General features: G+C 46.1%; 20 protein-coding genes and 1 riboswitch. Of the genes, 16 read left to right on the forward strand and 4 right to left on the reverse strand.

Annotated elements, in window-relative coordinates; genetic code table 11:
• Positions 1 to 6 precede the first annotated feature (6 nt).
• From aceE to recJ, 9 genes are all read left to right on the forward strand, one after another.
• Entirely contained in the window at positions 7 to 2,709 is a 2,703-nt protein-coding gene (aceE, locus tag MTX11_RS04845) for a pyruvate dehydrogenase (acetyl-transferring), homodimeric type (RefSeq protein ID WP_243474502.1), read from the forward strand.
• Between the two features lie 2 nt (positions 2,710 to 2,711).
• Positions 2,712 to 4,718 (forward strand): 2-oxo acid dehydrogenase subunit E2, encoded by a 2,007-nt coding sequence (locus tag MTX11_RS04850; RefSeq protein WP_243474503.1) that lies wholly within the window; start codon positions 2,712 to 2,714, stop codon positions 4,716 to 4,718.
• A gap of 126 nt (positions 4,719 to 4,844) precedes the next feature.
• A riboswitch (yybP-ykoY riboswitch) is annotated at positions 4,845 to 4,986 on the forward strand.
• Between the two features lie 72 nt (positions 4,987 to 5,058).
• Complete coding sequence (locus MTX11_RS04855; RefSeq protein WP_243474504.1) at positions 5,059 to 5,634, forward strand: TMEM165/GDT1 family protein; 576 nt, start codon at positions 5,059 to 5,061, stop codon at positions 5,632 to 5,634.
• Between the two features lie 184 nt (positions 5,635 to 5,818).
• Positions 5,819 to 6,616 carry an oxygen-binding di-iron domain-containing protein gene (locus MTX11_RS04860; RefSeq protein WP_219308051.1) on the forward strand — a complete coding sequence of 266 codons (798 nt, stop codon included), beginning with the start codon at positions 5,819 to 5,821 and terminating at the stop codon, positions 6,614 to 6,616.
• 97 nt (positions 6,617 to 6,713) lie between these two features.
• Positions 6,714 to 7,079 carry a YkgJ family cysteine cluster protein gene (locus MTX11_RS04865; protein WP_080591854.1) on the forward strand — a complete coding sequence of 122 codons (366 nt, stop codon included), beginning with the start codon at positions 6,714 to 6,716 and terminating at the stop codon, positions 7,077 to 7,079.
• A 225-nt stretch (positions 7,080 to 7,304) separates the two neighbouring features.
• Positions 7,305 to 8,771, forward strand: a complete 1,467-nt coding sequence (gene guaB, locus MTX11_RS04870; RefSeq protein WP_004281332.1) for an IMP dehydrogenase — start codon at positions 7,305 to 7,307, stop codon at positions 8,769 to 8,771.
• A gap of 123 nt (positions 8,772 to 8,894) precedes the next feature.
• On the forward strand, positions 8,895 to 10,226 hold the full coding sequence (gene glmM / locus MTX11_RS04875; protein ID WP_243474505.1) for a phosphoglucosamine mutase: 1,332 nt from the start codon (positions 8,895 to 8,897) through the stop codon (positions 10,224 to 10,226).
• Positions 10,227 to 10,240: 14 nt separating this feature from the next.
• Entirely contained in the window at positions 10,241 to 10,897 is a 657-nt protein-coding gene (pdxH, locus tag MTX11_RS04880; protein WP_243474506.1) for a pyridoxamine 5'-phosphate oxidase, read from the forward strand.
• 2 nt (positions 10,898 to 10,899) lie between these two features.
• Positions 10,900 to 12,600: a single-stranded-DNA-specific exonuclease RecJ gene (recJ, locus tag MTX11_RS04885; RefSeq protein ID WP_243474507.1), complete on the forward strand. Its 1,701-nt coding sequence runs from the start codon at positions 10,900 to 10,902 to the stop codon at positions 12,598 to 12,600.
• A 51-nt stretch (positions 12,601 to 12,651) separates the two neighbouring features.
• On the opposite strand, the gene MTX11_RS04890 is transcribed toward recJ, so the two are convergent.
• Together MTX11_RS04890 and MTX11_RS04895 are read right to left on the reverse strand one after the other, a co-directional pair.
• Complete coding sequence (locus tag MTX11_RS04890) at positions 12,652 to 13,530, reverse strand: putative porin (protein ID WP_243474508.1); 879 nt, start codon at positions 13,528 to 13,530, stop codon at positions 12,652 to 12,654.
• 176 nt (positions 13,531 to 13,706) lie between these two features.
• Entirely contained in the window at positions 13,707 to 14,486 is a 780-nt protein-coding gene (locus tag MTX11_RS04895) for a putative porin (RefSeq protein ID WP_004647252.1), read from the reverse strand.
• Positions 14,487 to 14,986: 500 nt separating this feature from the next.
• On the opposite strand from MTX11_RS04895, the gene prfB reads away from it, so the two are divergent.
• The 5 genes from prfB to MTX11_RS04920 all read left to right on the forward strand — a co-directional run bounded on the left by prfB (position 14,987) and on the right by MTX11_RS04920 (position 19,934).
• A protein-coding gene (prfB, locus tag MTX11_RS04900) for a peptide chain release factor 2 (protein WP_101627160.1) occupies positions 14,987 to 16,082 on the forward strand; the annotation gives its coding sequence in 2 pieces (ribosomal slippage) (positions 14,987 to 15,058 and positions 15,060 to 16,082; 1,095 coding nt in all).
• 146 nt (positions 16,083 to 16,228) lie between these two features.
• Positions 16,229 to 16,528, forward strand: coding sequence for an ArsR/SmtB family transcription factor (locus tag MTX11_RS04905; RefSeq protein WP_004281346.1), 300 nt, complete (start codon positions 16,229 to 16,231; stop codon positions 16,526 to 16,528).
• A gap of 15 nt (positions 16,529 to 16,543) precedes the next feature.
• Positions 16,544 to 17,629 carry an alkene reductase gene (locus tag MTX11_RS04910; RefSeq protein WP_004729181.1) on the forward strand — a complete coding sequence of 362 codons (1,086 nt, stop codon included), beginning with the start codon at positions 16,544 to 16,546 and terminating at the stop codon, positions 17,627 to 17,629.
• Between the two features lie 82 nt (positions 17,630 to 17,711).
• Complete coding sequence (locus MTX11_RS04915; protein WP_243474509.1) at positions 17,712 to 18,992, forward strand: 3-deoxy-D-manno-octulosonic acid transferase; 1,281 nt, start codon at positions 17,712 to 17,714, stop codon at positions 18,990 to 18,992.
• A gap of 228 nt (positions 18,993 to 19,220) precedes the next feature.
• Positions 19,221 to 19,934 carry a 16S rRNA (uracil(1498)-N(3))-methyltransferase gene (locus MTX11_RS04920; RefSeq protein WP_243474510.1) on the forward strand — a complete coding sequence of 238 codons (714 nt, stop codon included), beginning with the start codon at positions 19,221 to 19,223 and terminating at the stop codon, positions 19,932 to 19,934.
• Here the strand turns inward: MTX11_RS04920 and MTX11_RS04925 are convergent.
• Together MTX11_RS04925 and MTX11_RS04930 are read right to left on the reverse strand one after the other, a co-directional pair.
• Positions 19,908 to 20,888 carry a mechanosensitive ion channel family protein gene (locus MTX11_RS04925; RefSeq protein WP_004281355.1) on the reverse strand — a complete coding sequence of 327 codons (981 nt, stop codon included), beginning with the start codon at positions 20,886 to 20,888 and terminating at the stop codon, positions 19,908 to 19,910. The genes MTX11_RS04920 and MTX11_RS04925 overlap by 27 nt on opposite strands.
• A gap of 107 nt (positions 20,889 to 20,995) precedes the next feature.
• Entirely contained in the window at positions 20,996 to 21,574 is a 579-nt protein-coding gene (locus tag MTX11_RS04930) for a DUF805 domain-containing protein (RefSeq protein ID WP_005108134.1), read from the reverse strand.
• A gap of 269 nt (positions 21,575 to 21,843) precedes the next feature.
• Between MTX11_RS04930 and acs the strand changes: the two genes are divergently transcribed.
• On the forward strand, positions 21,844 to 23,790 hold the full coding sequence (gene acs, locus MTX11_RS04935) for an acetate--CoA ligase (RefSeq protein WP_243474511.1): 1,947 nt from the start codon (positions 21,844 to 21,846) through the stop codon (positions 23,788 to 23,790).
• Between the two features lie 128 nt (positions 23,791 to 23,918).
• A complete protein-coding gene (locus MTX11_RS04940; RefSeq protein WP_243474512.1) occupies positions 23,919 to 25,100 on the forward strand; it encodes an acyl-CoA dehydrogenase family protein in 1,182 nt (393 codons plus the stop codon).
• The last annotated feature ends 34 nt before the right edge of the window (positions 25,101 to 25,134 follow it).

A 25,134-nucleotide genomic window follows, 5' to 3' on the forward strand; every position in this document is an offset into this window, starting at 1 on the left:
TAGATTATGGCGTTTTATGGCGATACAGACGCGCAAGAAACCCAAGAATGGCAAGATGCATTTGACTCTGTTTTGCAGCACATGGGCACTGAGCGTGCAGCATTTTTGTTAGAAAAACTTTATCAACGCGCAATTGCAAAGCATGTTCCTATTCAGCGTTTAAATACTCCCTACTTAAATACGATTTCTGTTGAAGAACAGCCTGCAATGCCAGGCGACCAGGACATGGAGCGCCGTATTCGCGCGCTGATCCGCTGGAATGCCTTGGCAATGGTATTACGCGCGAATAAAACCGGTGACGATCTCGGTGGTCACCTAGCGAGTTTTGCTTCTTCCGCAACCCTTTATGATGTGGGCTTTAACCACTTCTTCCGCGCCAATAGCGATAGCTTCGGCGGCGACATGATCTATTACCAGGGTCACTGTGCACCTGGTATTTACGCGCGTTCATTTTTAGAAGGTCGTTTGACAGAAGAGCATTTGAATAATTTCCGTCGTGAAGTGGGCGGTAAAGGTTTGCCATCTTATCCGCACCCTTATTTGATGCCGGACTACTGGCAGTTCCCAACCGTATCGATGGGTCTTGGACCAATCATGTCGATTTATCAGGCACATATTCAAAAGTACCTGATGAACCGTGGCCTGATCAAAGAAGAAGATCGTAAGGTTTGGGCGTATTTGGGCGATGGCGAGATGGACGAGCCGGAAAGCCTGGGTGCAATTTCTCTGGCAGGTCGCGAAAAGCTCGATAACCTGATCTGGGTGGTGAACTGTAACTTGCAACGTCTGGATGGTCCGGTACGTGGTAATGGCAAGATCATTCAGGAACTTGAGTCACTATTCCGCGGCGCAGGCTGGCGTGTGATTAAAGTTGTGTGGGGCCGTCATTGGGATCCACTACTGGATAAAGATAAATCCGGTGCACTGAAAGCAGTGATGGAAGAAGCAGTCGATGGCGATTTCCAGCGTTACCAGGTAAAAGGTGGTGCTTACGCGCGTGAAAAGTTCTTCGGTAAATATCCAGAAGCCAAAGAGCTGGTGAAAGATTTAAGCGACGAAGATATTGATAATCTGAACCGCGGTGGTCACGACCCGTACAAAGTCTTTGCTGCTTATGCCGAAGCATGTACGGCCAAAGGTCAGCCGACCGTGATTCTGGCAAAAACCGTGAAAGGTTATGGTTTGTCGGAAGAAATTGAAGCAGTCAATAAAACTCACCAAATCAAGAAGATGCAAATCAATTCTTTGAAATACGTGCGTGACCGTTTCAATCTTCCTTTCACTGATGAACAGCTTGAAGAAGTACCATTCTACCGTCCAAGCGAAAATTCGCCTGAATTGAAATATATGAAGGCACGTCGTGAAGCATTGGGTGGTTATCTGCCTGCACGTCGTAAGGAAAGCGAACAGCTGGCGATTCCTGGACTTTCAGTATTTGATTCGGTCTTGGCCGGTTCAAATGGTAAAGAACAATCGACCACGATGGTAATGGTACGTTTAATCTCTGCACTTCTTAAAGAGAAAGCGATTAAAGACCGTGTTGTTCCAATCGTGCCTGATGAAGCACGTACTTTCGGTCTGGAAGGCATGTTCCGTCAGCTCGGTATTTATGCCGCGCATGGCCAGAAATATACCCCGGAAGACCAAGAACAGCTGATGCATTACCGTGAAGCCAAAGACGGTCACATGTTGCAGGAAGGGATTAACGAAGCCGGTGCGATGAGTGCATGGGCAGCATTGGCGACCAGTTATTCAACCAATAACCTGCCAATGATTCCGATGTATATGTACTACTCGATGTTTGGTTTCCAGCGTATCGGTGATATTGCCTGGGCAGCAGGCGATGCACAGGCACAAGGCTTCTTGCTGGGTGCAACTGCAGGTCGTACTACACTGAACGGTGAAGGCTTGCAGCATCAGGATGGTCATTCACACATCTTGGCTAATACCATTCCAAACTGTGTTTCTTATGACCCATGTTTCGGTTATGAATTGGCAGTGATCGTGCATGACGGTTTACAACGTATGTATGTGAACCAGGAACGTGTGTTCTATTACCTGACCGTGATGAACGAAAACTACGAGCATCCGGAAATGCCAAAAGGTGTTGAAGAAGGCATCAAGCGCGGTATGTACCTGCTTGAAGAAGATGAAAAAGCCACTGTTCAGTTACTGGGCTCAGGTGTGATTCTGCGTGAAGTGATCAAGGCAGCGAAGATTCTTCGTGAGGAATATCAAATTCATTCAAATGTCTACAGCGTAACCAGCTTCAATGAACTGGCACGTGACGGTATGGCATGTGAAGAATACAACCGCTTGCATCCGCTGACTGAAGATGTGAAAGAAGCATGGGTATCGAAACAGCTCCGCGGTACTGAAGGTATTGTGGTGTCTGCAACCGATCATATGCGTGCTTATAGCGAACAGATTCGTGCTTATCTTCCAGATGGCCGTCCATTCGTAGCATTGGGTACTGACGGTTATGGCCGTTCAGATACACGTGCCAACTTGCGTAGTTACTTCGGTGTCGATGCTGCCCATATTGTGGTTGCAACCCTGAAAAAACTGGCAGATGAAGGTGAAGTTGATGCGCGTCTGGTAAAAGATGCGATCTCGACTTTTGAGCTTGATACAGATCGTCCAGTGGCTTGGGCACCTCAAGAAACCCCATCTGTACATGCTGTTGCTGACTACAAAGAGGAGAACTAAGCATGCAAATTACGACTCCTGATATTGGTGTAGATAAGGCAACAGTGGCCGAAATTCTGGTCAAAGTCGGTGATACGATCGCGATCGATGACAGCATTGTGTTGCTTGAATCTGATAAAGCCTCTGTTGAAGTGCCTAGCACTTCAGCAGGCGTGGTAAAAAGCATTCTGGTGAGCCAGGGTGATGAAGTCGCTGAAGGCGCGGTACTGATTGAGCTACAAGCTGAAGACGGTAGCGCTGATGTGGTCGAGCCACAGCAAGCAGATGCCTCACAAAAAACTTCAGAAAATACTCCGACTTCATTGCCGGATCAGGAAATCATGCAGGAACTGGCTTCGCATCAGCCTAAAGCTTCTGCTGCTCCTGAGGCACAAGCGAGCTCACAGGTGGTTGATGTTCAAATCCCCGATATTGGTGTAGAAAAAGCCACTGTCGGTGAAATTCTGGTTTCTGTCGGTGATGAAATCGAAGTGGATCAAAGCATCGTGGTGGTGGAATCAGACAAGGCGACTGTTGAAGTGCCAAGTACGGTTGCGGGCACGGTGGAATCTATCGAGATTAAAGAAGGCGATACCATTAAAGAAGGTGTGGTCATTCTGAAAGTGAAAACGGCTGTTTCGACAGCATCAGCACCGACAGAAGCACCTCAAGCACCAGTTGCTCAAGCGGCGGCCCAAGAGAAAGCAGTCGAAGCACCAGAAACGCCAGCAACACCTGCGGGTGATGTTGAAGTGATGGTGCCTGATTTGGGTGTAGACAAGGCGGCTGTAGCTGAAATTCTGGTTCAGGTCGGTGATACGGTTGAAAAAGACCAAAGCATCATCGTGGTGGAATCAGACAAGGCGACTGTTGAAGTGCCAAGCACTACAGCCGGCGTGATTAAAGCCATTCATGTTGAACTGGGTCAAAATGTCTCTCAAGGCATTGCACTGGTAACAATTGAAGCTGAAGCGCAAGCAGCTGCTGTACCTGTTGCAGCCAAAGCAGAAGAACCTAAAGCGCCTGCTGCAAAAGCAGCATCGGCACCTGCTGCATCTTCTACTCAAACAGTCGCGACGTCGGATAATGCCGATAAGCTGACCAAAGAGCAGAGTGTGGCTAACTCGAAAGTCTATGCCGGTCCTGCTGTGCGTAAACTGGCACGTGAACTGGGCGTCGTGTTGGCAGATGTCAAAGCATCTGGCCCACATGCGCGCGTCATGAAAGAAGACCTGAAAGCCTATGTCAAAACGCGTCTTACTACGCCACAGGCGGCTCCTGTAGCCGCTGCTGCTCAAGTCGCAGGTCTACCAAAGCTGCCAGACTTTAGCGCTTTTGGTGGTGTGGAAGAGAAAGCCTTGACGCGTTTGCAACAAGTGTCTATTCCACAGTTGTCGCTGAATAATTTCATTCCGCAAGTGACCCAGTTTGATGCAGCGGATATTACTGAACTCGAAGCATGGCGTAATGAACTGAAAGGCAACTTTAAGAAAGAAGGCTTGAGCCTGACCATTATGGCATTCATCATCAAAGCAGTTGCGCACTTGTTAAAAGAAGAGCGTGAGTTTGCTGGTCACTTGGCCGATGATGGTAAGTCAGTATTGCTACGTAACGAGATCCATATGGGTATCGCGGTCGCAACGCCAGATGGTTTGACCGTGCCTGTGCTGCGTCACCCAGATCAGAAGTCAATTAAACAGATTGCCACTGAGCTAGGAATCTTGGGTCAAAAAGCGCGTGACAAGAAGTTGTCGCCGAAAGACCTGCAAGGTGCGAACTTTACCATCACCAGCCTGGGCTCAATTGGTGGTACAGCATTTACGCCATTGGTGAACTGGCCGCAAGTGGCGATTCTGGGTATTTCTCCTGCCACCATGCAACCAGTATGGAATGGTGAAGGCTTTGATCCACGCTTGATGCTGCCGCTTTCATTGTCCTACGATCACCGTGTGATCAATGGTGCAGATGCTGCTCGTTTCACCAACAAGCTGACCAAGCTGCTCAAAGATATCCGTACTTTATTGATCTAAAAAATCATGTATATGCCCTTTATTCTCTCTCTGGGAGAAATATAAAGAGGGTGTAAAGAGAAAACCCTGCTTCGGCAGGGTTTTTTGCTGCTGCATTGAAAAATAATCTATTTGATTCTATACTTGGCGCACTTCATTGGGGAGTAGCCGCCTTTTGCGCAAAGCAGAAGGGTGATGGTCAACATATTTGCTCAACCGAGCATGGTCATCATAGCAAAGAACCAAGTCAGCTTTTCCAAGCTTTCTTTTGTTGGCAAGACCTTTGATTTACCACTCTGCAGATTTTGGCTAGCAGGAGCGGTGAGTCATTGGTATTGGATGCTAGCCAGAGAAAAACCTCATGTATGAATTCCTACTGTCGACTGCAATCGTAGCGCTGGCTGAAATGGGTGATAAGACCCAACTGCTGGCATTGCTGCTTGCCGCACGTTTTCGCAAACCTGTTCCTATTTTAGTTGCCATTTTATTGGCGACGCTGATTAACCACGGCCTTTCTGCAGTATTGGGACAATGGGTAACCACAGTGATTGGGCCGGAAGTACTGCTGTGGATCGTTTCGATTGGCTTTATCGCGATGGCTGTCTGGATGCTGATTCCGGATGAACTCGGGGATGAAAATGCCAGTATCAATAAATGGCAAAAATTCGGGGTCTTTGGCGCAACCTTTATTTTATTCTTTCTGGCAGAAATCGGTGATAAAACTCAAATTGCCACAGTTGCACTGGCAGCACGTTTCGACAGCGTATTCTGGGTCATGCTGGGGACCACTTTGGGCATGATGCTGGCCAATGCACCTGCAGTGTTTTTGGGAGATAAGCTGGCGAACAGATTGCCGATCAGCCTGATTCATAAAATTGGTGCGGTGATTTTCCTGGTGATTGGTGTCGCGACCCTGGCCCAACATTATTTCTTTTAAATTATAAAATAATAAATTACATGAATCCTGAGCTAAAAACTCAGGATTTTTTATGGTTAAAATTCTCTCAAAACCTTGATAAATAGTGTGATATGGCTAGTTTTATTGATTGTAAGTTTGATAAATTCCTTATATTTTATACGGGTATAAAAACGTTATTTTTATTATAAATTGGGGAATTTACATGGCTTTTGAACGCACCACATCGCAGGTTCTGTTTGATAACGGGACACATAAGTGCATCAGTTTTACCAGTCTGGTCAAAGGTGAAGGCGTTCAGGCAAATCAGTTTCTGATCATTGATCATGAGCGCGCAGCAGTACTTGATCCGGGTGGTGATTTAACCTATGTGCCGCTGACCATGGAACTGAATAAATACACCCGTTTGACCAACCTGGATTATGTCATGGCCTCGCACCAGGACCCGGATATCATCACCTCGATGCCGCGCTGGCTAGTGTATACGGACGCCAAAGTGGTGGCATCCAAGCTGTGGGCGCGCTTCTTGCCGCACTTAAACTCGGCCTTTATGAGTGACCGGATGAAAGGTAACTGGTTAGATCGATTGGTGGAGCTTCCGGATCATGGTCAAATCATCCCGTTGGGTCAATCACACATTGTGGCGGTGCCGGCGCATTTTCTGCATTCGGTGGGGAATTTCCAGTTTTATGATCCGATTGCCAAAATCCTGTTTTCAGGTGATATGGGTGCGTCCATGGTTGAAGATGCCGCCAAGCCACTGGAAAACTTTGCCGCGCATATCCCAAAAATGAAAAGCTTCCATCAACGCTATATGTGCAATAACAAGGTGATTCGTCTTTGGGTGAAAATGGTACGCAGCATGGAAATCGAGATGATTGTGCCGCAGCATGGCACACCATTTATCGGCAAAGAGCAGATTACCCAGTTTCTGGACTGGATTGAAACGCTGGAATGCGGCACTGACCTGATGGATGAAACGGTTTTTACCTGTCCTGAATAGTTCACACAAAAAATAATTTTTTTCTTGTGTGGAAAAACAACATTTTTTATATTTCTTCTCCAAAAAACTTTTTTTTGATCATGAGAACTTATAAGAAATGTTGTCTCAAGTTCCAAAACCGGATGCGTGTTTAAGCTGCGGGGCGTGCTGCGCCTATTTCAGGGTTTCGTTCTATTGGGCTGAAGGTATTCATATGCCTGAGCACTATACCGAACCTGTGACAGCAGTCTATTCATGTATGGCTGGAACCAATCAAAAAAATCCACGCTGTATCGCACTTGATGGCACCATCGGCCAGCAGGTGAGCTGCGGCATGTATGAGCAGCGCAGTTCATCCTGCAAAGAAGTGCAGATTGCCGATGAGCAATGCAATAAGGCACGTATTGCACACAATATGTTGCCCTTTGTCCAGATTGAAACTGATGAAGCCGACAATGATGACAGTTTTGAATATGTCAGCTAAATCCATCCAAAGCAGAGCTTAGGCTCTGCTTTTCACTTCATTAAAATGATCGGGGTATATTTTAAAATAGGGAACTTCATGATCGGACGTATTATTGATACTGTTTTAGCACCCACATAGATCTGCGTGTACGAAGCTTGAATAAAAAAATAATTTTGCAATTGCAATGAAATTTAAGCCGATATTTGTTTATAATAGTGCACGGAAATTACCAGTGAGACTGTTATGTTGACCATCGTTCAAGACGCGTTAACCTTCGATGATGTCCTATTACTCCCTGCCTATTCTACTGTTCTTCCAAAAGATGTCTCCCTAAAGACACGTTTAACTCGTGGCATTAACCTGAATATTCCTCTTGTGTCTGCAGCAATGGATACGGTGACTGAGTCCCGTATGGCAATTGCAATGGCGCAAAATGGTGGTATCGGTATTTTGCACAAGAACATGGATATCGCGGTTCAGGCTGCAGAAGTGCGCCGTGTGAAAAAATTCGAAGCGGGTATGGTCAAAGACCCGATTACAGTCACTCCTGAAACCACAGTACGTGAACTGATTGCGTTGACTCAAGCCAATAATATCAGTGGTGTGCCTGTTGTGAAAGACGGCAAAGTGGTGGGTATCGTGACAGGTCGTGATACACGCTTTGAAACCAATCTTGAGCAGCCAGTCAGCAATATCATGACTGGTCAGGATCGTCTGGTGACAGTTCGTGAAGGCGAATCGAAAGAAAATATCCAAGCTTTATTGCAACAGCACCGTATTGAAAAAGTATTGGTGGTCAACGATCAGCAAGAGCTGAAAGGCTTAATTACGGTAACCGATTTCCGTAAAGCTGAATTGTATCCAAATAGCTGTAAAGATGACCTGGGTCGTCTGCGTGTTGGTGCTGCTGTCGGTACTGGTGCAGAAACGCCAAGCCGCGTAGAAGCCCTGGTTGATGCAGGTGTGGACGTGATTGTAGTCGATACTGCACATGGTCATTCTGCGGGTGTGATTGAGCGTGTACGTTGGGTTAAGGCCAACTATCCACAAGTTCAGGTGATTGGCGGTAACATCGCAACAGGTGATGCTGCGCTGGCGTTGCTTGATGCAGGTGCTGATGCCGTTAAAGTTGGTATTGGTCCTGGTTCAATCTGTACCACGCGTATTGTGGCGGGTATTGGTATGCCACAAATCTCTGCAATTGATTCTGTTGCCAATGCGCTGAAAGATCAGATTCCTTTGATCGCGGATGGCGGTATCCGTTTCTCTGGCGATATGGCTAAAGCGATTGGTGCGGGCGCGAGCACGATTATGGTTGGTTCATTGATGGCCGGTACTGAAGAAGCACCAGGCGAAGTTGAATTCTTCCAGGGCCGCTACTACAAGGCTTATCGTGGTATGGGTTCATTGGGTGCCATGGCAGGTGCGACAGGTTCTGCTGACCGTTACTTCCAGGACTCCAAGGCTGGTGCCGAGAAGCTAGTTCCAGAAGGTATTGAAGGTCGCGTACCGTACAAAGGCCCAATGGGTAATATCGTACATCAGATGATGGGAGGCCTACGTTCTTCGATGGGTTATACCGGTTCTGCGACAATTGAAGACCTGCGTCAAAATGCTAAGTTTGTGAAAATCACTTCTGCCGGTATGTCGGAGTCACATGTACATGATGTGACCATTACCAAAGAAGCACCAAACTATCGCGTGGGTTAATCTCCCGTGATTTAAAATTTTAAAAAGCCGTCATGCAAATGACGGCTTTTTTATTTTGGTGTAAAGTGTGACTCAAGGAAAAAAATGGGTGATATCAATCATCCGCTAAGAAGTGAGATAAAGATGAGTTATTTTGGTACGGATGGTATTCGTGGAAAGTTTGGCGAATTGCCGATTACCCCTGAGTTTGCCCTGAAACTGGGATTTGCAGCTGGTAAAGTTTTAAAACGTCATAGTAAAAAATCCAAACCATTGGTGGTTCTGGGTAAAGATACCCGTTTGTCGGGCTATATCCTGGAAGCTGCCTTGCAGGCAGGTTTAAATGCCGCCGGCGTTTATGTTCATCTTTTAGGTCCACTACCGACACCGGCGATTGCTCACTTGACCCGTGCCTTGCATGCCAGCTTGGGTATTGTCATTTCCGCTTCGCATAACCCGTATTTTGATAACGGCATTAAGTTCTTCTCTGCAGAAGGCAAAAAACTGCCAGATGCTTTACAAGACGAAATTAATCAGGAGCTTGAAAAAGATTTTGTGATTGAAGACACGGCGAATCTGGGTAAAAGTATCCGGGTTAAAGATGCTAATGGTCGCTATATTGAATTCTGTAAATCGACGTTCCCGTATCATCTGGATCTGAATGAACTTACCATTGTGGTGGATTGTGCCAATGGTGCAGCCTATAACGTGGGACCTGCGGTGTTCCGTGAACTGGGCGCACGTGTGATTGCCATTCACAATGAGCCAAGCGGTTTGAATATTAATGAGGGCTGTGGTTCAACCCATCCGGAAAGCTTGCAACAAGCCGTGATTCAACATCAAGCGGATTTGGGTATTGCCTTTGATGGGGATGCTGACCGTGTGGTTCTCGTAGATAAAGCCGGTAATCTGATTGATGGCGACCATATTCTTTATATTCTTGCGACTCAAAGCTCGAAAAAACCGGCAGGTATCGTCGGTACCTTAATGAGCAATATGGCGCTGGAACTGGCGCTGGAAAAAGCTCAAGTGCCGTTATTACGTGCCAAAGTCGGCGACCGTTATGTATTACAAGGTCTGGAAGAAAATGGCTGGGTAATTGGCGGTGAGCCTTCTGGTCATATTCTGACTTTAGACAAGAGCACCACAGGCGATGCGATTATTGCCGCCTTGCAGGTATTAACGGTGATGGTTGAACAGAAAAAAGCCCTGCATGAACTTGTGGCTGACTTTAAACTGTTGCCCAATGTCTTGGTCAATGTACGTTTAAATGCCATGTTTGATCCTTATTCAGTGCCTGCACTGGCAGCTGAATTTGAAAAAGCCGAACAGCAGCTGAAAGGCCGTGGCCGTTTATTGATTCGTAAATCTGGTACAGAACCGGTCATTCGTGTGATGGTCGAAGGTAATGATCTGGCCGAAGTCACCACACTTGCAAACAGCCTGGCAGATGCTGTGCGTGCCAATGCCGCTTAACGGGAACATAGATAATGAGTGATCTGATCAAGGATCTGAGTGAGCTGCGCCTGAATTATGAAAAAGGCGAGTTACAGGAACAGCAAGTGAACCCCAATCCACATATGCAGTTCCTGCAATGGTTTAACCATGCACTGGAAGCAAAACTGCATGAACCCTATGCCATGTCTTTGGCAACAGCCAATGCACAAGGTCGTCCGCATGTGCGTACGGTATTGCTACGTGGAGCGACTGAAGCAGGTTATGACTTTTATACCAACTATGACAGTCAAAAAGGTCTGGATCTGGCTGAAAATCCTTATGCCGAACTGTTGTTCTACTGGCAGGATCAGGAGCGCCAGATTCGTATTTCGGGTCGTGTAAAGAAAATATCGGAAGAAGAATCGACCGATTATTATCATAAACGTCCACGAGAAAGCCAGATTGCCGCGCATATCAGTACCCCGCAAAGTGGCGTTGTGGCCAGTCGTGAGGAATTGCAGCAACGTTTTTGGGATTTGCATACCCAGGTCGCGAATCAGCAACAGTTGGACAAGCCGGTATTCTGGGGCGGTTATCGTCTAGAACCCGATTATTATGAATTCTGGCAGGGTCGTCCCAACCGTTTGCATGACCGTTTAAGTTATCGCAAAACCAATGCCCGCTGGACTTTAGAGCGCTTAATGCCATAACCATGCAAAAACTGGAAATCAAACAACGGCCATTGCTAACCCGTCCTGAAAACTTACCGGGCGTTCCTGCATTTGTGGCCGAGATTCTGGCCCGTCGTGGGGTGGAATCCGAGCAGGAGCTTGAGCTCAAGCTGAAGCATTTGCTGGCACCGACCATGAAAGGCTTGCCCGAAGCAATTCAATTGATGGATCAGGCGATTGATCGTGGCCAGAAAATCGTGATTGTCGGCGATTATGATGCCGATGGCGCGACAAGTACGGCACTCATGGTGCTGGCAATGCGTGATATGGGTGCCAATGTCGAATATCTGGTTCCTGACCGTTTTAAATATGGTTATGGACTGACACCCGCAATTGCAGATCTGGCCTTTGTCAGTTTCACACCTGATTTACTGATTACCGTGGATAATGGTATTTCCAGTCATGAAGGAGTCAAACAGGCACAAGATCATGGCATGCAGGTAATCGTTACCGATCATCATCTGACGACCAAGCCGACACCAAAAGCCGAAGCCGTGGTCAATCCCAATCAGTTGGGTTGCGACTTTCCAAGCAAAGCACTAGCCGGGGTCGGGGTGGCTTTTTATGTATTGGCCAATCTGTCTACCCATCGCAAGAAACTTGGAAAATCCTCTACGGTAATTACCAATTATCTTGATCTGGTAGCGCTAGGCACCTATGCCGATGTCGCGAGCTTGGACTACAACAACCGGATTCTGGTCGATGCAGGTCTGAAACGGATCCAGCAAGGGCAGTGCCGTGCAGGGATCAGTGCGCTACTTGATATTGCCAAACGTGATCCTGCCGGTCTGACAGCTCAAGATTTGGGCTTTGTGCTGGGCCCGCGGATTAATGCCGCTGGACGCATGGAAACCATGGACATCGGCATCGAATGTCTGCTGGCTCCTGATCTGGCAACGGCCTATCCACTGGCTGAACAGTTGAATCAGCTCAATGTCGAACGCCGTCAGGTGGAAGGCAAAATCAAGCAGGAAGCCTTGCTTGAGCTGGATAAAATTCAGTGGGATGCAGCTGAACTGCCTGCTGCACTGATCATGTTTGAACAGCATTGGCATCAGGGGGTCATCGGGATTGTGGCAGGGCGTTTGAAAGAGCAGTTTCATCGTCCGAGCATTGTCTTTGCAGCGGATCAGGATGGGATTCATATTAAAGGTTCGGCGCGTTCGATAGAAGGCATTCATATCCGTGATGCGATTGAACAGGTGGCAGAGCAATATCCCCATTTAGTCAGTCATTTTGGCGGACATGCAGCAGCAGCCGGTTTAACTCTGAAAAAAGAAAATTTCGCCGAGTTTAAGCAGGTCTTTGAAGCACTGATTGGCGTGATGGATGAGGACTTATTCACTGCGACTTTATGGACGGATGGAGAGCTACCAGCTTCTGCTTTTCACATTGAAACAGTCGATTTATTACAGAATTTAAGTCCATGGGGGCAAAAATTCCCCCAACCGATTTTTGATGGTGTGTTCAAAATCATGGACTATCGTTGGCTCAAAGATGTACATCTGAAATTGCGCGTGGCATTGGAGAATGGGCAGGTCGTGGATGCAATCGCCTTCAATGCAGCGGATAAATATGACTTTGATCCGATGAAAGATACGCGCTTGGTTTATGAGCTGGATAAAAATATCTTTAATGGCAATGTCAGCTTGCAAATGCGGATTATTCATTTAGAACAATAGGCCATAAAAAACCGCTCGAGTGAGCGGTTTTTTTGCTTTTAATCGGAGAGATTAGAAGCGGAAAGTACCGTTAATACCGAAAGAGTCAGCACCGTCAGTAGTTGTGTAGTTCACGCCAGCTGCAATTGCAGGGGTAAAGAATTTTTGAGCACGAATACTAAAAATGGTATCTGATTCATCAGCAGTAGAGTCAGCAAAAGAAGCACCAACGCTCACTGTAGGATCAATATAAAGATCAGCAGCTAAGCGGTAAGCAGTTTCATCACCGAAATATGTTACTCCCTCAAAATTAGTAAAATGATTACCAATTTGAGTCACATATTTAGCTCGCAAAGAAACAGCGGTGTCTTCACCCACAGCTACACCGTAACCAAGGGTGCTAGCAAATCCAATTTTAGAAGCAAGCGTAGGATCTACACTTTCTTTAGCAACTCCTAGAGCCAATAATAATCCATTAACTGGTAAATAACCCGCTTCTAAAGAATAGCCAGTAGTGTCATCAGATTCTTCATAAGTTAATCCAGGAGCACGTGCACTAACTGTATAATCTACTTGGTTTAAACTACCAGCGATATAAAATTGAGAGTTAGGAATAAAGAATTCACCATTGATGCCAATGATCTCAAATTCTTCTTCTGCATTAACACCAGTCTCGCTCAATTCATTTTGAGCGTTAACATATCCTAAGCCAATATTGCTAGCTTTATTTAAAAATGCAGCTTCAGCTAGAGGAGCATTTTTAGTATTTACGTTATTTAAATAGTATTTACCGTTAACAAAAAATAAATCTCCATCAGAATCAAGTTCAAACCCACCTAGATTATTTTCAAAATCTGTATTTTCATACCCAACATTAACTTCAGTTTGGTAAGCATGTGCAGTTCCCAGGCCAGCAAGAAGCGCTGTAGCAAGAGCAAGTTTCTTAAGCATTTAGGTTTCTCTCTTTGTTATAAAAATATGACTGTTTGATGAACAGTTGTAACAAATTGTACAGTTTATATTCGCCCCGTCAATGTGCAAAAAATACCTAAATGCTTGTTAAGAGTGCAATAAAAAAAACCCATCCGAGGATGGGTTTCTATGCATGACTAACTTTTGGTTTTAGATTAGAAGCGGTACTTCGCTGCTACACCAAAGGTATTGTAGTCATTGTTAAACTGTTCGCCAAAGCCGACACGGCCTTCTAAGCTCACTTGCTGGTTAATGAACTTACGTGCATTGATACCAAATTCGCTCTTGTCGGTAATATCATTATTGTGATAATCAGCACCGACACTCAAGGTTTTGTCGATGAAATAATCTGCTGCCAGATTGTATTCATCTAGATCACCAAAAGCGGCACCTGCTTCCAGGTTGATGTCTTTACCGTTGCTTAATGTCGTCACATATTTAGCACGAAGTGTTGGATCTACGCCATCATCATTGTCGTTATCCCAACCTTTCACACCAGCCGCAATCAATAGACCTGGCGCTGGCAGATAACCGACTTCAGCTGCATAGGTGGTTAAATCATTTTCTAGATCATCATTGTCTTGCAGATCATGACCATTGACGTTACCGCTTAAGTAGAAGTCAGAATTCGGTACGAAGTACTCTGCACCTACGCCATAACGATGCGCTTCAGAATCACCAATTTCATTATATTGATATTGCGCACTCACGTTGCTAGCACGATCAAGGAATGCTGCTTCTGCTAATGGTGCATTACGTGTTTGAACTGGATTGAAGTAATATGTACCATCAACGCCGAAAGAACCGCTAGTTCCACCGTTGTCAGGATCAACCACTCCTGCTGATGCACCAATTTCTGCTTGGTAAGCATGTGCTGCTGTACCAGTCATTGCTATTGCTGAAAGTAGTGCCGAAGCAATCGCTAATTTTTTCATGGTTACTACCCCTCAAATCGTGAGTTAAAAACATTACACTTTTTGTTACAACTTTCAGTCTAGAGCAATTCCAAAGATCGTCAATCAAAGGAAAGTTACAGTAATGTGAATAGCGTAATCTTGTGTAATTTTTGCTGAACAAGTGACTGAATAATAAAATTAAATTTATAATGTAGTGTTTTATTAAAAGTGTGTAGATATTGTGGAATCTATTGAATTCGCTGATTTTTTATACAGACCAATAAGAAATCCTAAATTATAAAATCAATTGCAAAATTATATTTCGGTCATAAAACGGGGCTAAAAAGCCGATAAAAATTTCGGATAAAAAGACGCAAAAGAGTCTATGAGATGTTGAAAATTGGATGAGGGAAATACAGGTCTAAATGCTCAAGACATTCGAGCCTTAGACTGAATGGATCGTTAAAATAGCGGAAATAGACTGTGCTATAATATCGGGCTAAGAATTTTGTGCCTAATTTTGATTGAGAGTAATTCACGTGGAAATTAATCCGTATCTAAACCAATTAAAAGACTTAAACGAACGTGGTCAAACACTACGGGGGTATCTTTGACTACGATCTGAAAAAAGAGCGTTTAGAAGAAGTCCTGCGTGAATTAGAAGATCCAACCATCTGGAATGACCAGAGTCGTGCCCAAGCGATGGCCAAAGAGAAAGGCGAGCTTGAAAATGTATTAAATGTGCTGGATCGCTTAAGTACCCAGCTTGAAGATGCACAGGCTTTGCTTGATCTGGCGGTTGAAGCGGATGATGAAAGCTTGCTAGAAGATGTACAGGCTGAACTGAGCACGGCTGAAGAAGAACTGGCCAAGCTTGAATTCCGCCGTATGTTCAATAATCCGATGGATCCAAATCCTTGCTATCTGGAAATTCAAGCTGGTTCAGGCGGTACAGAAGCACAGGACTGGGCGTCTATGTTGCTACGTATGTATCTACGCTGGATTGAACGTCATGGCTTTAAAGCAGAAGTGATGGAAGAATCTGATGGGGATGTTGCCGGGATTAAATCTGCGACGATTCGTGTGGAAGGTGAGTACGCCTATGGCTGGTTACGTACCGAATCTGGTGTACACCGTTTAGTGCGTAAGTCGCCCTTTGACTCGGGCAACCGTCGTCATACCTCGTTCTCTGCCGTGTTTGTGTCACCTGAAGTAGATGACAATATCGAAATTGAAATCAATCCGTCCGATGTTCGTACCGATACTTACCGTGCATCAGGGGCGGGTGGTCAGCATATTAACAAAACAGATTCTGCCGTGCGTTTAACCCATGCACCGACCGGAATTGTGGTGGCCTGTCAGAACCAGCGTTCACAACATGCCAACCGTGACCACGCCTGGAAGCAGTTACGTGCCAAACTTTATGAGCTCGAGATGAGCAAACGTAACGAAGCGGCACAAGCACTGGAAGATTCCAAGTCTGACATTGGGTGGGGTAGTCAGATCCGTTCTTATGTCCTGGATGATTCACGTATTAAGGATTTGCGTACAGGTGTGGAAAATTCCAATACTGGCGCAGTTCTGGACGGTGATCTGGACAAATTTATCGAAGCAAGCCTGAAACAGGGCCTGTAAGAAATCGTTTAAAAGCTGGCGTAACAAAGCTTGTGCAGATTGTGATTATTATATCTAAAATTTTCGATATATAAATCGAAAAAATACGATATAATGGTCGCAGATGCTGAATAAAGTTTCGTTGCGCCACTGATTGTGATGTGCCTATGGACCTTGATCTAATTTTTAAAGCCTTAGCCAATCCGACCCGTCGACAAATTCTGGAGTGGTTAAAATCTCCGGAGCAATATCTGTCTGCGGAAGAGTGTGGTGGCTTTCAACGTGGGGTCTGTGCAGGTCAAATTGAACGTTTGGGCCAGGTTTCCCAGTCCACCATGTCCAATCATTTGTCTGTATTACAGCAGACTGGCCTGATCACTGCGACCAAGCATGGACAGTGGTCATATTTCTCCCGCAATGAAACTTTGATTCAACAATTTATCGAACACCTACAACAACACCTTTAACAGGTGGGAGTAACGATGGCTGAATTAAATTCTCCTTTAACGCTCGGTGCGTTAGAGCTTAAAAACCGTGTCATCATGGCGCCGCTGACCCGTAACCGCGCAACTGCTGATCGCGTTCCAACCCCAATGATGGTTGAGTACTATGCGCAACGTGCAAGTGCTGGCCTGATTATTTCTGAAGCCACAGTGATTTCTGAAGAAGCCAATGGCTATTTAAATACTCCAGGATTGTTTACCGATGCTCAGGTCGAAGGCTGGAAAAAGGTTACTCAAGCGGTTCATGAGAAGGGCGGTCTGATTGTTGCCCAGCTTTGGCATGTTGGTCGTGTATCGCATCCGGATCTGTTAAATGGTGAAACACCAGTCTCTGCAAGTGCAGTACAACAGGCGGGTCATGTCAGCTTGTTACGTCCAAAACGTCCTTATGTGTTGCCGCGTCCGCTGGAAATTTCGGAAATTCATGCCATTACCGAGCAATATAAGCAAGCCGCGATTCGTGCTAAAGAAGCCGGTTTTGATGGTGTTGAATTACATGCTGCCAATGGTTATCTGATTGACCAGTTCTTGCAAAGCAAAACCAATCAGCGTGAAGATGAATACGGCGGTTCAGTGGAAAATCGTACACGTTTCCTGCTAGAAGCAACTGATGCACTGATTGAAGTATGGGGCGCAGATCGTGTAGGGGTGCATTTTGCGCCGCGTTGTGATGACCATGACATGGGCGACAATGATCCACGTGAAACATTTGGCTATGCCATGGAGCAGCTGGGTAAGCGCAAGATTGCCTTCTTCTTTACCCGTGAATATCTGGCAGAAGACAGTATTTCTGAATATATGAAACAGCGCTCAAATGGAGTGCCTTATATTGCCAATATGCAACTAAGTCGTGAAGATGCCATTGAATTACTGGCTTCAGGCAAGGCTGATGCGGTGGCTTTTGGCAAAGCTTATATTGCCAATCCGGATCTATATGAACGTCTGCTCGAAGATGCGCCGCTGAATGAACTGAAGCTGGAAAATATGATCGGAACCAATGTCGCGGAAGGCTATATTGATTATCCGACATTGGCTGAAGCAGAAGCTTTAACTACAGTAGAATAATCTAAAAATGAGCCACATTGATTAACATGTTGATGTGGCTCTGCTATATTCTGCCCATTAAATCTTTGGACAGGGGCGCAATGTGGCCACTCCATTTTGGTATAATGCAGCCTTGGCGCTGGTTAAACCCTTATATCAATCGCGTATTCGTAAACGTGCGACCGATCCTGAACAATTACAACAAGAACTGACAGAACGTTTTGGCCCGTTTCAGCCACCCAAAAACCTGCATGCTATCTGGTTTCATGTGGTGTCGGTGGGCGAAACCAACGCGGCCCAACCGTTAGTTGAACATTATTTAAAACTCGGTCATCCGGTGCTGGTCACCAATACCACCAAAACCGGTCAGGCCCGGGCAAAATCGCTGTTCTTAAAGCCACCTTACTTAGACTTATTTCAGGCCGTGTATTTGCCTGCTGACCAGAAAACCTTAATTCGTGAGTTTTATCAAAAATATCAGCCGAAACTTTTATTGCTGATGGAAACCGAGCTTTGGCCTAATTTGCTGGATCAGGCACCCCAGTTTAATGTGCCAACTGTATTGTTGAATGCGCGTCTGTCTGAAAAATCTGCCAAAGGTTATACCAAGGTCAAAGGTCTGACTAGAGGCATGCTACAGCAGTTAACCCAGCTTTTGGCACAGGATATTGCCACCCAGCAACGTTATATCCAGTTAGGAATAGCAGCCGAAAAAACCCAGGTTTTGGGCAATATCAAATTTGATATTACTGCGCCCGAGCGCTTTATTCATCAGGCAGATCAATTGAAACAGGAGTGGCAGTTAGGGGGGCGAAAGATCGTCACGTTAGCTAGTACTCATGCTCCTGAAGAAAAAGAAATTCTGAGTGCTTTAAAAGCTGCTTTAGAAGCTGATTCATATTTGGTCTGTATTGTGGTACCGCGCCATCCGGAACGTTTTGATGAGGTGTTCCAGGCTGCACAGTCTTTGGGATTAAAAACTCAGCGTCGTAGTTTAGGGCAACGTATCGAAGCAGATACCCAGGTTTATTTGGCCGATTCGATGGGTGAAATGTGGCTCTGGTATGCTTTGAGCCAGGCCTGTTATGTCGGTGGTTCTTTAAATGAGCCAGGTGGAGGACATAATATTTTGGAGCCGATTGCGCTGAATGTGCCGACTGTTTTAGGCAAAAACTATTTTAATTTTCAGACTATCGTGGATGAGTTCGTTCAGGCAGACGCAGTCGCAGTGGTGCAGGATGCCCAGCAGGCTGCAGAGGTATTACTGGAACTTTTGCAAGATCAGGTTAAGGCGGAAATCTTGAATGCGGCAGCGCAGCAAATTATGCAGTTAAATACGGGATCGCTTGCCAAGCATATTCAGGTGATTGATCAGTATCTCTAAGTGTGTGCTAGTCATATTCTCAATCTACCTTTCTGAGACAACTGGTCATTCGTAGAAGATTTCTACTTTTAAGGGATTAAAAGTAGCAAAAATCCTTTGCGGTACTGAAGGTACTTCCTGTACCTCAGTACCGCGGGCAACATCCATGTCGCCACACACGATTTCAAATTTGGCGATAATACCTAATTTGAATATTTTGCATGTTAATGTTTTGGTTTTATCTTCCTTATGAATATCGTCCTGCTTGACCCACGTCAAACCGAAACTGAACTTTGGTCCATTACCTCAACTCGGCAACTGGAACATTTACAGCAGCATTTGCAGATCCAGGTGGGAGATACGTTAAAAGTCGGAATTCGGGAAGGTCTGCGTTACCTGACTGAGATTGTCGAAATCTCTGAAAAAGCAGTGCGCTTGAAACCGCTGCAAGAAGAAGCTGTTCCAGAAAAATTGCCAGTGACTTTAATTGTGGCCTTGCCACGTCCGAAAGTGCTGCGCCGTCTGATCATGGATAGTGTCACTTTGGGCGTTGAAAAAATCATTTTACTGCATAGCTACCGCGTCGATAAAAGCTATTGGCAAACCCCATTTTTACAGCAGTTAAATCATTATATCGAATTGGGGCTAGAACAGGCAGGGGATACGGTTGCTCCGAAAATCGAGCTATATAAACGCTTTAAACCCTTTGTTGAAGATATCTTGCCGGGTTTGATTAGTACGGATGGTCCGGCTTATGTGGCACATCCTTATGCAGAGCAAGCGATGCCATTTGCGATTGAGCATCCCTGTACGATTATTATTGGTCCGGAGGGTGGATTTATTCCATATGAAGTTGATTTACTCATCAAAAACGGCTGCCAGGCTGTGAGCCTGGGCAACCGTATTATCCGTACAGAAACCGTGATTCCTTATGTTTTAGGTCGACTGTTTAGCACGGGCTGAAGCCTCTTCATTGCCCTCACCACGATAGACTTTGACTTCCTGTACCGGATACGGAATCGAAATATTATGCTCGGCAAAAGCCTGAATCACACGTTCCTGCACCGCACTGATTGAAGTTCCGGTGCCGGTTTCAGTGGTATCGACCCACCAGAAGGCTTTCAGGGTAATGGAAAAGTCAGCCAGCGCCGTCACATTGACACTAAAGCCCGGTTGGCTGAGGATGGTCGGATCTTTATCTAAAATAGCAGTAATCAGGTCCTTGGCTTTCTGGATGTCATCTTCATAGCCGATACCCACGACGAATTCGCAGCGGCGACGGGTATAGGCGGTATTCACCGTAACCGCACTGGTGTAGACGGTCGCGTTTGGAATGACGATACGGCGGCCATCCGGTGAGCGTAAAAAGGTTGCACGAATCTGGATATCTTCAACCGTCCCTTCCATGCCATTCACGATAATATCGTCGCCAATCTTGAACGGTTCACTGAGCAGAATCAACACGCCAGAGAGCAGGTTCTGGAAAATATCCTTGAAGGCAAAACCGATCGCGACCGAACCAATCCCGAGGGCACTCATCAGCTGACCTGGGGTAAAGCCAGGAACAGCAATCACCAGTCCAATCAGAATACCAAAGAAAATAATAAAGGTACTGCCGACACGGTTGAGTACCAACACCAGATTCTGACGGGTATAAGAGCGGTTTTCCAAAGTTTTACGTACGAAAAACTTGAAGACTTTGGAGAGTAACCAGAAAATCGTAATTACGATTAGCGCGATACAGAAATAAGGCACACGTTCCCAGAAACCTTCCATGATCTTGTCAATGGTGCTGTAGGCATCATTATACTTGGCGGTATGTTCAATCACGGTCTGGGTCGTTTTTTCAGTTGCCTGATGTAACAACTCCGTAGTGCCCTCAGTTACCTGGCTTAAGGTATTGTTTTGCTCTGCCACAAAAATTCCACAATTCAAATTTTGCCTATTTTGCCTGATGTTCAGCAAAAAATTAATAAGGACTCGAAGTCACCAGTGGATATTTTCTAAAAATAACGGCGCTGTTGTTAAAAGTATTTGGTGGTTTTTTGCATCATTTCCGTGGGGGTAGGTGTTTGTTCTTCACCGCTCATATAACTGAATAAAGCGATAGATCCCAACAGGCTAAGCAGGGTCAGGATAATCATCAGCCAGGCCAGAATTTTTTCCCAGAGCAAGGTGATCCGTGCCGGACCATACTGATTACTGCCGCGATCGCCCGAACCAAAAACGATATAAAGCCATACAAAAATGTTTACTACCGGCAGTAAAAATAATAGCGCCCACCAGCCACTGCGGTTCATATCATGCAAACGGCGAACGGTCACCACTAAAGCGAAATACACATAGGCCAGAACCATGACCAGTACACCGATACTGGCCAAGCCTTGCAGTGAAATCAGCCAGTTGGGATCTAGAGAATGGGTAGAAATATTCACAATATCAATACTGAGACCCAGTGCAATACTGCCAAATAAAAAAATGAAATACAGAAATGCCGACCAGGCAATAAAGCTCAAGCGTCCGAAGCGGCCTTTCATCGACAGGGGATGATCCGATGCAGGCAGCGCAGGCGGGCTAAAGTAGGGAGATTCAGGCGATTTCATAAAGCGTATCCTGCTAAATCAGATGAAATAACCACAAGCGGTCAATTTTATTTTTAAGGGCTGTGCTACAGATCATACACATTTGCGCAGAAGATTCTGTACTGTAAGTTGTGGTTTATTTTGATTGAATTTGTATAAATAATCTACGACGAAAGCATGATTGCCGGATTTGAAATAAGCAGGCCATACTGCCATTATGCATAAAAAACAATCAACAACGCAGCATTAACCTCTCGTGATGAGATAGAACAAAATCAAGGAAGTGACCTATGCAAGAGATCTATCCAGTACCCGAAGAATTTAAAAAAACAGCACGTACGCTCGAAGACCAGTACTTTGAACGTTATCAATATTCTATAGAACAGCCAGATAAATTTTGGGCAGAACAGGCGCAACGTCTGGACTGGATCAAGCCCTTCACCCAAGTCAAAAATACCAGCTTTAACAAAGACGATTTTAAAATCGAATGGTTTGCCGATGGTCAGCTCAATGTCAGTGTCAACTGTCTGGATCGGCACCTGAAAGAACATCCGTATAAACCGGCCATCATCTGGGAAGGGGATCATCCTTCACGGCACAAGATTATTTCCTTTGCCGAGCTGCATGATGAAACCTGCCGTTTCGCCAATGTGCTAAAGAAAAATGGCATCCAGAAAGGCGACCGGGTCATGCTGTATATGCCGATGGTCTCTGAAGCCGCGATTGCCATGTTGGCCTGTGCCCGGATCGGGGCGGTGCATTGCGTGGTGTTTGGCGGTTTCTCGCCAGATTCTTTGGCCAGCCGAATTGAAGACTGTCAGGCGAAAATGGTGATTACCGCCGATTCCGGCATGCGTGGCGGCAAGCCGATTCCGCTAAAAGCCAATGTCGACGAAGCTCTGAAACTTGCAGGTACAGACTCGATCCAGAATGTGATGGTGGTGCATCGCACCGGCAACCCGATTGAAATGCAGGAGGGCCGCGATCTCTGGTATCACATGGAAATTATGTCAGTCAATGACATCTGTCCACCGGAACCGATGAATGCCGAAGATCCGCTGTTTATCCTGTATACCTCAGGTTCCACCGGCAAGCCTAAGGGCGTGATGCATACCACTGGCGGTTATCTGACCTATGTGAACTGCACCTTCCGTGAAGCATTTGATATCAAGCAGGATGATGTATTCTGGTGTACCGCAGATGTGGGCTGGATCACCGGGCATTCCTATGTACTGTATGGGCCACTTTCGAATGGTACCACCACCGTGATGTTTGAAGGTGTGCCGCAATATCCAAGTTGGGCGCGTACTGGACATATTGTCGACAAGCATAACGTCACCATTCTCTATACTGCACCGACGGCGATCCGCGCCATGATGCGTGAGGGCGATGCTTTTGTACGGGAAAGTGACCGTAGCAGCCTGAGAATTTTAGGATCGGTCGGTGAGCCAATTAATCCGGAAGCCTGGAACTGGTACTACACCGTGGTCGGTGAAAGCCGCTGTCCCGTCATCGATACCTGGTGGCAAACCGAAACTGGCGGTTTTATGATTACGCCATTGCCGGGTGCGACTGATTTAAAACCAGGTTCTGCGACACGGCCTTTCTTCGGGGTACAACCGGCTATTGTCGATGCCGATGGCAAGGAACTGGAGGGTGAAGCTGAGGGAAATCTGGTGATTAAGGATTCCTGGCCGGGTCAGATGCGTACCATTTGGGGAGACCCGGAGCGTTTTATCGAAGCTTATTTTTCCACCTATCCCGGTACCTATTTCACTGGGGATGGGGCACGTCGTGATAAAGATGGTTATTACTGGATTACCGGTCGTGTCGATGATGTCCTGAATGTATCCGGACACCGCCTCGGTACTGCAGAAATTGAAAGTGCACTGGTGGCGCATGAATCGGTGGCTGAAGCCGCTGTAGTCGGTATGCCGCATGACATTAAAGGTCAGGGAATTTGTGCCTTTGTGACCTTGCAGGCTGATGTTGCCAGTTCAGATCAATTACGTGTAGAACTGGTCAGCTGGGTACGCAAAATTCTCGGTCCAGTGGCGACTCCAGATGCCTTGCACTGGGCGCCGGCATTGCCGAAAACCCGTTCCGGTAAAATCATGCGCCGGATCTTGCGAAAAATTGCAGCCGATGAGCTGGACAGTTTGGGTGATACTTCGACCCTGGCTGAACCGCAGGTGGTGGAGCATCTGATCGCAGAAGTACAGCGTAATAAAGTTTAAATTCAAGCGGTTCCAATACCGGCATTCTGCCGGTATTTTTATATCAGTCATAAGCTCTGCATGCTTTCGAATATAGGTCAGTACCCTGATCTGCTAAGCTGTTTCTATGCTGAACATGAGTTAAAATAATGAATGCACAATCCCCATATTTAAATCAGTCTCCTGTCGATATTGCCCAGAAACTGGCTGAAACTTTTGCCCAGACTGCTGCTGAGCGGGACAAACAGGGGGGCAATCCCAAAGCCGAGCGTGACCTGATTCGTCAGAGTGGCCTGCTCGGTTTGTCTATTCCAAAACAGTATGGCGGTCAGGAGACAGATTGGCAGACCATTTTTAACACTATTCAAATTGTAGCCCAAGTCGACAGTTCACTAGCGCATGTCTATGGCTTTCACCATTTGCTGATTGCGACCGTGCAATTATTTTCCCAATCGGAACAATATGGCCCGTGGTTTGAACAGACTGCCCAAAATAATCTATTCTGGGGTAATACTCTAAATCCGCTGGACCATCGCACCACAGTTACAAAAGTTTCAGAAAACGAATATATTTTCCATGGTGATAAAAGCTTCTGCTCAGGTTCGATTGATTCGGATATGTTGCTGTGTTCAGGTTATGACGAAGCAGGAAAATTACTGATAGGAGTGATTCCTACTTGGCGAGAGGGCGTGAGCTTTCTGGGCGACTGGAACAATATGGGCCAACGCCAGACCGACAGCGGTGGCAGCCATTTTGAGCAGGTCAAAATTCATGAAGATGAATTGCTGTTAAATCCAGGCCCACTGAGTACGCCATATTCCAGTCTACGGCCTTTGATTGCCCAGCTGATTTTCGTGCATCTGTTTTTGGGCGTGGCAGAAGGGGCATTTGAAATCGCCAGACAGGGTGTACAGACCCAAAAAGCCTGGTCCAAATCACTGGCAGACGATGCAGTGAATGATCCTTTTACCCAGAAGCATTTTGCCGAGTTCTATGTACAGCTAGAAGGTGTACGCTTACTCGCAGATAAAGCAGTTCAGGGTTTACAGGCAGCCTGGGAGCTTGGGAATGATTTAAGTGCCGAACAGCGCGGTGAAGTCTCGGTTGCCATTGCCACAGCTAAAATTGCCGCAACCAATACCTCTCTTTATATTACCCAGAATATTTTCCAGGTGATGGGTGCGCGGGCCACCACGGCCAAGCTCAATCTGGACCGTTTCTGGCGCAATGTCCGCACCCAGACTTTGCATGATCCGATCGATTATAAATATCAGGAAGTAGGGGAATGGGTGCTGACTGGAAAAGTGCCTGATCCGAGTTTTTATTCCTGATCTGAAAATAAAAAAGCCTCTTTATCGGAGGCTG

Source organism: Acinetobacter lwoffii (genome assembly GCF_022809915.1).
GTDB lineage: Bacteria > Pseudomonadota > Gammaproteobacteria > Pseudomonadales > Moraxellaceae > Acinetobacter > Acinetobacter lwoffii_M.

Coding starts and splice junctions, on each gene's coding strand:
- MTX11_RS04850 (WP_243474503.1), top strand. CDS start 2,712: ATGCAAATTACGACTCCTGATATTGGTGTAGATAAGGCAACAGTGGCC.
- pdxH (WP_243474506.1), top strand. CDS start 10,241: ATGAGTGATCTGATCAAGGATCTGAGTGAGCTGCGCCTGAATTATGAA.
- glmM (WP_243474505.1), top strand. CDS start 8,895: ATGAGTTATTTTGGTACGGATGGTATTCGTGGAAAGTTTGGCGAATTG.
- MTX11_RS04865 (WP_080591854.1), top strand. CDS start 6,714: ATGTTGTCTCAAGTTCCAAAACCGGATGCGTGTTTAAGCTGCGGGGCG.
- acs (WP_243474511.1), top strand. CDS start 21,844: ATGCAAGAGATCTATCCAGTACCCGAAGAATTTAAAAAAACAGCACGT.
- MTX11_RS04910 (WP_004729181.1), top strand. CDS start 16,544: ATGGCTGAATTAAATTCTCCTTTAACGCTCGGTGCGTTAGAGCTTAAA.
- MTX11_RS04855 (WP_243474504.1), top strand. CDS start 5,059: ATGTATGAATTCCTACTGTCGACTGCAATCGTAGCGCTGGCTGAAATG.
- MTX11_RS04860 (WP_219308051.1), top strand. CDS start 5,819: ATGGCTTTTGAACGCACCACATCGCAGGTTCTGTTTGATAACGGGACA.
- MTX11_RS04890 (WP_243474508.1), bottom strand. CDS start 13,530: ATGCTTAAGAAACTTGCTCTTGCTACAGCGCTTCTTGCTGGCCTGGGA.
- guaB (WP_004281332.1), top strand. CDS start 7,305: ATGTTGACCATCGTTCAAGACGCGTTAACCTTCGATGATGTCCTATTA.
- aceE (WP_243474502.1), top strand. CDS start 7: ATGGCGTTTTATGGCGATACAGACGCGCAAGAAACCCAAGAATGGCAA.
- MTX11_RS04895 (WP_004647252.1), bottom strand. CDS start 14,486: ATGAAAAAATTAGCGATTGCTTCGGCACTACTTTCAGCAATAGCAATG.
- MTX11_RS04920 (WP_243474510.1), top strand. CDS start 19,221: ATGAATATCGTCCTGCTTGACCCACGTCAAACCGAAACTGAACTTTGG.
- MTX11_RS04930 (WP_005108134.1), bottom strand. CDS start 21,574: ATGAAATCGCCTGAATCTCCCTACTTTAGCCCGCCTGCGCTGCCTGCA.
- MTX11_RS04940 (WP_243474512.1), top strand. CDS start 23,919: ATGAATGCACAATCCCCATATTTAAATCAGTCTCCTGTCGATATTGCC.
- MTX11_RS04905 (WP_004281346.1), top strand. CDS start 16,229: ATGGACCTTGATCTAATTTTTAAAGCCTTAGCCAATCCGACCCGTCGA.
- recJ (WP_243474507.1), top strand. CDS start 10,900: ATGCAAAAACTGGAAATCAAACAACGGCCATTGCTAACCCGTCCTGAA.